This is a genomic window from Pseudomonas sp. P5_B2 (assembly GCF_056400445.1).
Map to the genome: position 1 here is coordinate 1 of NZ_JBFULH010001174.1, position 905 is coordinate 905.

A 905-nucleotide genomic window follows, 5' to 3' on the forward strand; every position below is an offset into this window, starting at 1 on the left:
GCCCTGAGACGCCCGGAGTTAACCTGATATCACTCGTTTGAACTGATGCCATTTGTGCTGCCAGGCGACTGTCCAGTGGGGGGCTGCCGTTCCCGTGCCGGCGATCTCCAGCATTGGATGATGTCCGATTACCCGCTCCAGTACAGATTCCTGATTCGGTTCAACATCCACAAAGAAGATGTGTTTTCCATCTTCCAGCATCTGTTTAAAGTTGCGAAAGTGAGTGTTCGGCACCTGGAACCCAAAAAAACCGCCTTCCCAGATGCAGAAGCCCACAATAACAATGGCAAGGAAGATAAACGGCATCCAGCCTGCGGCGGATTCGGTCCAGCCCAGCCAATAGGCGGCACCCAGGACCAGCGCTGCGAGTGGCACACCGACCACTGCACCCATCCCACCAGAGTGAACAGCATCTTGTTCCATTAACGAGCTAATCTCGTGGAGGTGATGTTGTTCAACATCAGAAACCTTTCCACTGAGCACATGAATCTGTTCGGAATTGATGCCGCTGGCTTCCAATTCATATTCAATGGTTTCAAGATCGTCGAGATTGTCACTGATGTAATAGTGTCGATTCATGCCACACCTCACAGCTCGTGTTTGCCGTAGACCCCCTGTGTCCGGCAGCCGATAACAAGAGATTTGCATTCGGTATCCGTACCGTGAAGAACGTTGCACGCTTCATGCAATCTGAACGAAGTATAGCACTCGCCAGCACGCTGATCGGTCGGTAGCAGGACCGGATGCTGGCCGCGCAAGTTGATACATGTGTTTGCCTTTGTCGCTACCGAGAAGCRTCATCGTGTACATACGAGATCCTCCGGCCGAAAACGAGAAAAGCCCTGCAAGCGTAAACCTGCAGGGCTTCTTGGTCAGGCTGACGCCTCTAGTTACAGAGCCATATC

The 905-nt window shown here is 52.4% G+C and carries 1 protein-coding gene; it reads right to left on the bottom strand.

The genetic code is table 11. The features are described 5' to 3' along the window. Positions 1-18 precede the first annotated feature (18 nt). Positions 19-579 carry a magnesium transporter gene (locus AC1DRJ_RS29995; protein WP_477805313.1) on the bottom strand — a complete coding sequence of 187 codons (561 nt, stop codon included), beginning with the start codon at positions 577-579 and terminating at the stop codon, positions 19-21. Positions 580-905 lie beyond the last annotated feature (326 nt).